General features: G+C 70.4%; 8 protein-coding genes. 5 read left to right on the top strand and 3 right to left on the bottom strand.

What is annotated here, in order from left to right:
* Positions 1-13 precede the first annotated feature (13 nt).
* The 5 genes from QNJ12_RS23830 to QNJ12_RS22565 all read left to right on the top strand — a co-directional run bounded on the left by QNJ12_RS23830 (position 14) and on the right by QNJ12_RS22565 (position 5433).
* Positions 14-169 carry a DUF448 domain-containing protein gene (locus QNJ12_RS23830; RefSeq protein WP_367281843.1) on the top strand — a complete coding sequence of 52 codons (156 nt, stop codon included), beginning with the start codon at positions 14-16 and terminating at the stop codon, positions 167-169.
* A gap of 64 nt (positions 170-233) precedes the next feature.
* Entirely contained in the window at positions 234-3044 is a 2811-nt protein-coding gene (gene infB / locus QNJ12_RS22580) for a translation initiation factor IF-2 (protein ID WP_300626186.1), read from the top strand.
* 184 nt (positions 3045-3228) lie between these two features.
* A complete protein-coding gene (gene rbfA / locus QNJ12_RS22575) occupies positions 3229-3609 on the top strand; it encodes a 30S ribosome-binding factor RbfA (RefSeq protein ID WP_300626185.1) in 381 nt (126 codons plus the stop codon).
* Positions 3596-4480: a tRNA pseudouridine(55) synthase TruB gene (gene truB, locus QNJ12_RS22570; RefSeq protein WP_300626183.1), complete on the top strand. Its 885-nt coding sequence runs from the start codon at positions 3596-3598 to the stop codon at positions 4478-4480. Before rbfA ends, truB begins: the two co-directional genes overlap by 14 nt.
* 11 nt (positions 4481-4491) lie before the next feature.
* Complete coding sequence (locus QNJ12_RS22565; protein ID WP_300626182.1) at positions 4492-5433, top strand: bifunctional riboflavin kinase/FAD synthetase; 942 nt, start codon at positions 4492-4494, stop codon at positions 5431-5433.
* A 41-nt stretch (positions 5434-5474) separates the two neighbouring features.
* Here the strand turns inward: QNJ12_RS22565 and QNJ12_RS22560 are convergent, their stop codons facing one another.
* From QNJ12_RS22560 to QNJ12_RS22550, 3 genes are all read right to left on the bottom strand, one after another.
* Entirely contained in the window at positions 5475-6779 is a 1305-nt protein-coding gene (locus QNJ12_RS22560; protein ID WP_300626180.1) for an ABC transporter substrate-binding protein, read from the bottom strand.
* Between the two features lie 170 nt (positions 6780-6949).
* On the bottom strand, positions 6950-7732 hold the full coding sequence (locus QNJ12_RS22555) for an ABC transporter permease (RefSeq protein WP_300626178.1): 783 nt from the start codon (positions 7730-7732) through the stop codon (positions 6950-6952).
* The coding region (locus QNJ12_RS22550; protein WP_300626176.1) for an ABC transporter ATP-binding protein at positions 7729-8188 on the bottom strand (460 nt) is incomplete at its 5' end. The genes QNJ12_RS22550 and QNJ12_RS22555, both read right to left, overlap by 4 nt.

Genomic DNA, 8188 nt, shown 5'->3' with positions numbered 1-8188 from the left:
CGGTTCCGTCCAGGTGTGCCGTACGGCACCCGGGCGGGGTGCGTGGCTCTGCGGAGCGGGTTGCGTCGAGCCGGCACGACGCCGACGAGCGTTCGATCGGGCGTTTCGCCGACCGGTGGCGCCGGCCGCGATCGACGCCCTGGCCGAACACTTGACGGCCGAGAAGTGATGGAGCGGGTGGGGATCGTCCCCGCCCGTGCGAGACTGAAGCAGACGAAAGGTTGACACGCAGCGTGGCGAAGAACATTCGAGTACATGAACTGGCGAAGGAGCTCGGCATGACCAATGCCGAGGCCGTCGACCTGTGCGAGAAGCTCGGCGTGCCGATCAAGAGCCACTCGTCGTCGCTGCAAGAGGCGTACGCCGACATGGTTCGGCGTCGCGCCATCCGCGACGGATTGACGCGCGACGAGCAGCCCGAAGAGCCCAAGCCCGAGAAGGCCGCCAAGAAGGCGGCCAAGAAGGCGCCGGCCAAGAAGGCCGCGGCGAAGAAGGCACCCGCCAAGAAGGCTGCGGCGAAGAAGGCACCCGCCAAGAAGGCTGCGGCGGCCGAGACCCCCGCCGAGCCGGCAACCCCACCCGCTGCCGAGGCCGCACCCGCTGCGGCGGTCGATGCGGCACCCGCCGCCGAGGCTCCCGCGCCCTCGGCGCCGCCCGCCGAGCCCGCCGCTCCCGCCGAGCCGGCGCCTGAGCCCGTGGCACCGGCAGCCGCGGCCACCGCCGGAGCACCGGCAGAGTCGGAGCGGATCATCTCGAGCCCCGGGCCCGAATCGGCCCACGAGCGGATCATCTCGAGCGGTCGACCCGGCCCCGACGCGCCGCGTCCAGCCGAGCCGAGCGAGCGCGCCGATGCACCGGCCGCCAAGGCAGCACCTCCCAAGCCCGCCACCCCGCGGGCGCCCTCGGGCAAGCCGATCCCGCCCCCGCCGGGCCGACCGGTCTCGTCGAGCGGCAAGCCGATCCCGCCGCCGCCTGGTTCCGCACGTCCGCAGGGTCCACGACCGGGCGGTCCCGGCGGCAGCCCTGGTGGGCGAGCCGGCGGGTACGCCGGCCGTCCCGGCGGCGGTCCCGGCGGCTATGCCGGGCGTCCCGGCGGTGGTCCCGGCGGTCCCGGGGGTCCCGGCGGCCCCCGCCCCGGCGGCGGTCGTCCCAGCGGGCAGCGGCGTCCACCTCGCCGCAGCCGTCGCCGTCGCCGTCGCGACCGCGAGGAGCTGCAGCCGCAAGAGCAGAGCTACACCGCCGCTGACGCGCCGGTGCCCGAAGGCACCATCGTGGTCGAACGCGGTGTGTCCGCACAGGAGTTCGGCCCCAAGCTCAACCGCACCGCGGGCGACGTCATCAAGTTCCTGCTCCAGCACGGCGAGATGCTCACCATGACGATGGGCCTCTCCGACGAGCACATGGAGCTGTTCGCCCTCGAGCTCGGCGCCGACCTCCTCCTCGTCGACCCGGGCCAGCAGCAAGAGATCGAGCTGCAGGCGTTGTTCGACGACAGCGACGACGACGACGAGACGCTGCTCGAGACCCGACCGCCCGTCATCACGGTGATGGGCCACGTCGACCACGGCAAGACCACCGTGCTCGACAAGATCCGTCATGCCAACGTCGTCGACGGCGAAGCGGGCGGCATCACCCAGCACATCGGGGCGTACCAGGTCGAGCGCAACGGTCAGCCGCTGACGTTCATCGACACGCCAGGCCACGCCGCCTTCACGCAGATGCGGGCGCGCGGCGCGCAGGTCACCGACATCGTGGTGCTCGTCGTCGCCGCCGACGACGGCGTCATGCCGCAGACGATCGAGGCGATCAACCACGCCCGCGCCGCCGAGGTGCCGATCGTCGTGGCGGTCAACAAGATCGACAAGGACAACGCCGACCCCCAGCGCGTCCTCACGCAGCTCGCCGAGTACGAATTGGTGCCCGAGGCATGGGGCGGCGACACGATCGTGGTCGAGATGTCGGCGCTCCAAGACCTGGGCATCGACGACCTGCTCGATCAGCTGTTGGTGGTCGCCGAGCTCGAAGAGCTCCGCGCCAACCCGACGGGGCGCGCCAAGGGCATCGTGCTCGAAGCCAACCTCGACAAGGGACGCGGCGCCGTGGCGACCATCCTCGTCGACAAGGGCGACCTGAAGGTCGGCGACGCCATCGTGGCCGGCCCTGCGTGGGGTCGTGTCCGTGCGATGGTCAACGACCGCGGCGACCGGATCAAGACGGCGGGCCCGTCGACGCCCGTCGAGGTGCTCGGCCTGGCGACCGTGCCCGAGGCCGGCGACGAGTTCCGGGCCGCGCCCGACGAGAAGACGGCCCGCACCGTCGGTGAGGCACGCGAGTTCCACCGTCGAGTGCGCGATCAGCGCGGCGACGCTCGCGTCAAGTCGGGGGTCAAGCTCGAGGACATCTTCGATCAGATCCAGGCCGGCGAGACGGCGACCTTGAACCTCATCGTGAAGGCCGACGTGCAGGGCTCGCTCGAGGCGGTCACCGAGAGCCTGCGGAAGCTCGGGCGCGACGAGGTCGACCTGACCTTCGTCCACCGGGCCGTCGGTGGCATCACCGAGAACGACATCACGCTGGCCGCCACGACCAACTCGACGATCATCGGCTTCAACGTTCGACCCGACCGCAAGGCACGCGAGGCTGCCGACTCCGAGCACGTCGAGATCCGCACCTACGAGATCATCTACAAGCTGCTGGAGGACATCGAGCAGGCGATGGTCGGCATGCTGGCGCCCGAGTTCGAGGAGGTCGTCACCGGTGACGCCGAGGTCCGCGAGATCTTCCGGGTACCCCGCGTTGGCGCGATCGCCGGCTGCTACGTGCAGAACGGGGTCATCACGCGTGGCTCGAAGGTACGGTTCCTGCGCGACGGCTCGATCATCTGGAAGGGCGAGATCGCCTCGCTCAAGCGGTTCAAGGACGATGCACAAGAGGTCCGTTCGGGCTTCGAGTGCGGCATCGGTCTCTCCGACTTCCAGGACCTCAAGCCGGGCGACGTCATCGAGACCTACGACGAACGCCAAGTCGCCCGCACCCTGAGCTGAGCCGGTTTCGGCGATCGCGGCGTTGCGTCTCGCCGCTCGTTGCCCGAAGGCAACTCGGGCTCGCCGCGCCTTGCGCTCCCCGAAACCGATCTCAGCTCAGGTCCCTTGAATCGCGGCTTGTCGATGGGGCGTCGTCGGGGCGGTTGCGTCGGGCATGCGAGCGCTGGTCGGTAGGGTCCTCTGGATGGGACGTCGGCGCGGGTCTGGTGGGCAGCGGTACCCGAAGTCGGCGCGCAGCAGCGAGACGCTGCGCGAGGTCATCGCAGAGGAGCTGGTCCGCATCGACGACGAGCGGCTCGAGTTCGTCACCATCACCGGCATCGACGTCGACAGCGAGATGAACCGCGCCCACGTCTACTTCGACTCGCTCGCCGGTGAGGACGGCGACGACGAGATCGTCGAAGCGCTGCTGTCGCACCGGGCCCGGATCCAGTCGTCGATCGCCCGCCAGGTGCGTGCCAAGCGCACGCCGGTGCTCGACTTCCGACCCGACGATGCGCTGCGGTCGGCCGAGCGGATCGACGACATCCTGCGCGAGGACCGTCGCCGTCGTGGCGAGGCGTAGGCCGGCGACCACGCACGGCCTCTGCGTCGTCGACAAGCCCGCAGGCGTCACCAGTCACGACGTGGTGGGGATGCTCCGTCGCCGCTTCGGCGAGCGGCAGGTCGGCCATGCCGGCACGCTCGACCCCAGCGCGACGGGCGTGCTGGTCGTGGCGGTCGGGATGGTCACGAGGCTGCTCCGCTTCGTCGAGACCACCCGCAAGGCGTACACCGGTGAGGTCGTGCTCGGCGTCGAGACCGACACGCTCGACGCCGACGGCGAGGTCACCGCCCGTCACGACATGACCGGGGTCACCGTCGATGATGCTCGCGATGTGGTCGCCGAGCACCTGATCGGCGAGATCGAGCAGATCCCGCCGATGGTGTCCGCGATCAAGATCGACGGGAGGCGCCTCCACGAGCTCGCCCGCCAAGGCGTCGAGGTCGAGCGACCGCCCCGGCCCGTCACGATCCATTCGTTCGACGTCGCCGACGCCCCAGAGGCCGGCGTCCTGTCGATTGCCGTCGAGTGCTCGTCGGGCACCTACGTGCGGACGCTCGCCGCCGACCTCGGCCGGCTGCTCGGCGGTGGTGCGCACCTGCGCAACCTGCGGCGGACAGCGGTCGGCCCGTTCACGCTCGACGAGGCGGGCTCACCCGACGAGTGCGCACTGCTGCCGGTCGACGCCGCGGTCCGAGCGCTGCCGCCGGTCGACGTGGACGACGAGACCGCCTCGCTGATCGCCAACGGTCGGGTCCTGCCGCAGTTCACCGAGGGTGCCGGACCGTGGGCCGTCTTCTCCGCTGACGGCGTGCTCCTCGCCGTCTACGAGCCCTTCCGGGTCGGCCTCGCCAAGCCTGCGGTCGTGTTGCCGACGGCCGTCGACGGGTAGCGTCACGAGCCGTGCTGGTCATCACCGACACCGAGACGCCCCCGTTCCCCGACGAACGCACCGTCGTCACCATCGGGGCGTACGACGGTCTCCACCTCGGCCATCAAGCGGTCATCGCACAGGTGCGTGCGTTGGCGGCCGAGCGCGGGGCGCGCTCGGGGGTCGTCACGTTCAACCGGCACCCGGCGACGATCGTCCGGCCCGAGTCGGCGCCGAAGCTGCTGACCGACCACGACCAACGTCTCGAGTTGCTGGAGGCCACCGGCGTCGACGTCGCCGTCGTCCTCCCGTTCGACGAGGCACAGTCACAAGAGGCGCCGCTCGCGTTCGTCGAACGGGTTCTCGTGCGGTGCCTCCGCACCGAGTGCGTCGTCGTCGGCGACGACTTCCACTTCGGCCGCAATCGAGAGGGCAACGTGGCGCTGCTCCGTCAGGTGGGCGGCACGTACGGCTTCGATGTCGAGCCGCTGGCACTGGTCGACCGAGCCGACGGGGTCGACGAGCCCGTGAGCAGCACGGCCATCCGCCGGGCGCTCGCCGGGGGCAACGTCACGCTCGCCACGGCGATGCTCGGCCGTCCGTTCGAGGCGCGCGGCGTCGTCGTCCAAGGCGATCAACGCGGCCGGCTGCTCGGCTTCCCGACCGCGAACGTCGAGGTGCCGAACCGGGTGTGCCTGCCGGCCGACGGCGTGTACGCGGGCTGGTACGAACGCCCGGACGGCGGCGCACATCCGTGTGCGATCAACCTGGGGCGGCGACCGACGTTCTACGAGCACGCCGACAGCAGTCTGCTCGAGGCACACCTCATCGACTTCGACGGCGACCTGTACGGCGAGGCCGCGAAGGTGCGCTTCGCGCACTTCCTGCGGTCCGAGCGCAAGTTCGACGGCATCGACGCGCTGGTCGAGCAGTTGAAGCACGACATCGAGCACGCACGAGACCTGCTGCGCTGACCGGCGCTCGGCCCCCTGGTGCGCCGGCCGGCGCGGTCGGGTCAGCCGGGCCAGATGACGGTGCCGTCGTCGGCGTAGAGGCCGAGGAGCAGGCTCTCGTCGAAGCGACCGTCGGTCTGGGGAGTCCCCGTCTCGGCATACACGCCGACTGCCTCGTACGCCTCGATCTCGGCGGCGAGCGCGGCCGGGTCGGGCACACCGGGGAAGCTCCCAGCCGGCGTGGTGTCGGTGATCAGCTGCGCGTCGGTCACCCAGCGGAAGGTCTCACCCTCGGGGGACAGGAAGTTCGGGTTGCCGTTGCCGTTGATCAGGTCGACGGCGATCGCCGCCGAACCCTCCGGGTCGGCGATGGCGTCGGCGAGGCCGCGCATGGTCGCTCGCATGAAGTCCTCGGCAGCGGTGGGGTGCTCGTCGAGGAACTCACGGTTGGTGTAGACGAGCCCGAACGATCCCGGGATGCCGAAGTCGGCCGGGTCGTACAGGTCGAACGCGACCCCCGAGCGTTCGAGCGTGCCCGGTTCGTTGCTCTTCCAGCCGGGTACCGCCGAGACGCCGTCGACTTCCCAGTGGGCGAGCGGATCGAAGCCGTCGAGGAGCACGGTGTCGAAGTCGTCACCCTCGGCCAGACCGATCGTGGCCATCATCGCGGCAATGCTCGGCGGGAGCTTGCCCTTCACGCCGATCGTCTGGCCCGCCAGCGCCTCGAGGGAGTCGGCTTGGTCGGGCTTCACCATCAGGCTGTCGATCGCGACCCGGCCCTCGACCGCCAGAGCGACCAGGTCGGCCTCGTTGACCTCGGAGAACGTCGCCAGCTCGCTGAACGAGCCGGACGACGAGAACTGTGCGTCGTTCGCGGCCACGAGCGGGTAGTTGGCGGTGGAGAACGACGGCGTGATCTCCACGTCGAGGCAGAGCTCGTCGTAGTAGCCGTTGTGGTCGGCGATCACGATATCGATGATCGACGCCGTCGCCGCGAAGTCGAAGCCGGAGAGGTAGCTGATCGTGCCGGCCGCCTGGTTCGCGTCGCAGCGGCCCGCCGGGAACGGCTCGCCGGCTGTGACCTCGGTCGACATCGCGGCATCGTCGGTGGCGGTCGTCGTCTCGGTGCCGTCGTCATCATCTCCGTCACCATCTCGGCCGTCGTCGGCGCCGGAGGTGTCGCCGGGGTCCTCGGCATCTGCGTCGCTGGCGGCGCCGTCGTCGGACGCGTCGGTCGTCGATTCGGCCGGTTCGGTGACGTCGGTGGTCGCCGCGTCGTCGGTCGAGTCGGTGGCATCGTCGCCGCAGGCGGTGGCGACGAGGGCGAGGGCGATCAGCGATGCAGCACAGGCGCGCCGGCGATTCATGGGATCCTCCGTTGAGGGTCGGTGGGGGTGGATTGTCGAAGCCAGCACACGACAGGGAGACGCCCGTTGCGATGAGGATCGATGCGCCGCCCGGCTCGGTCGTGTGGGGTGAGTGTACCGACCCCCGTTCATCGTGCCGTCATCGGGCGGTCGCCTCGTGTTCCCGGTCGTCAAGGTGTGCTCTGCGCCCGCTGGCTCGCATGCCAGTGCAGGAGCCAGCGCTCGAGCAGCACGACGACGACCTGGCCGGCGATGCCCAACACGGCCGCGCACAGGATCGTCGTCCACAGGATCGAGCCCTCGTTGAACGATGCAGCCCGCTTGCCCGCCTCGCCCAATCCGTCCGTGGCGAACGCGGCTCCCTCGGCGAAGTAGGCCGCGGCCAGGCCGAGCCCGACGTTGAAGCGGGCGGCCGTGAACAACGAGGGCATGGCCGCCGGCAACCGCAGCCGCCAGAGCACCTCGAGCCGCGAGGCATCGATCGAGGCGAACAGCTCCCTCGCAGCCGGGTCGGCGCTGCGCATCCCGCCGACGGTGGCGTAGACGAACGCCGGCACCGTCACGAAGGCGACCAGGAAGATGATCGACGGGCCGCCGGCCCCGAGCCACAGCACGACCGAGCTGATGTACGCGACCCACGGCGTCACCAGGATCAGGACGAGCAGCGGTTGGCTCGCCTGCTCGAGCGGTCGCACGGCGGCGAGCAGCGCGCCGAATGCGACCGACACCGCGAGGCTGATCGCCAGGCCGATCAGCATGTGGCGGGCGGTGACCCAGATGTTGTCGAGGTAGAACCCGGGGTTGTCGGCGAACGTCTCGACGATCTCGGACGGCGGGAGCAAGACGAACTTGCGCACGTCGCGGAGCCGGACGAAGGCCTCCCACACCACACCCAGCACGAGCGCGCCGACCACCGCCCAGAACGCTGCGCTGTTGCGCAGGTTCCGGATCATCGTCCCGCCCCCTCGTGGAGCAGATGCCGCAGGCGCGTCTCGATCGCGAAGAACTCGGGATCGTCCTCCATCTCGGGTGTTCGCGGCCACGGGAGGTCGACCGTCTCGATGCCGACCACCCGGCCAGGCCGCGCCGAGAGCACCACGACCCGGTCGGACAGGTAGACCGCTTCGGCGAGCGAGTGGGTCACGAACAGCACCGAGGCGTTGATGGGGGCGCAGAGCTGGGCGAGCAGGTGGCGCATGTCGGTCCGCGTGATCTCGTCGAGTGCGGCGAACGGTTCGTCCATGAGCAGGTACGGGGTCCCGAGCGCGAACGTGCGCACGAGCGCGACGCGTTGCTGCATGCCGCCCGACAGCTCGTGCGGGTACGCGGTTCGGAACTCGCCGAGGCCGACCATGTCGAGCAACTCGACCACGTCGGGCAGCGTCTCCGGGTTGGCCGACCGGTTGACG

Origin of the sequence: Ilumatobacter sp. (assembly GCF_030065885.1) — a bacterium.
Lineage (GTDB): Bacteria > Actinomycetota > Acidimicrobiia > Acidimicrobiales > Ilumatobacteraceae > Ilumatobacter.
The sequence above is the reverse complement of the archived record's forward strand: the minus strand, read 5'-3'. Positions and strand labels throughout refer to the sequence as shown.

Bases quoted from the DNA above. Each gene is read 5' to 3' on its own strand.
- rbfA (WP_300626185.1), top strand. From the start codon at position 3,229: ATGGGACGTCGGCGCGGGTCTGGTGGGCAGCGGTACCCGAAGTCGGCG.
- QNJ12_RS22555 (WP_300626178.1), bottom strand. From the start codon at position 7,732: ATGATCCGGAACCTGCGCAACAGCGCAGCGTTCTGGGCGGTGGTCGGC.
- QNJ12_RS22560 (WP_300626180.1), bottom strand. From the start codon at position 6,779: ATGAATCGCCGGCGCGCCTGTGCTGCATCGCTGATCGCCCTCGCCCTC.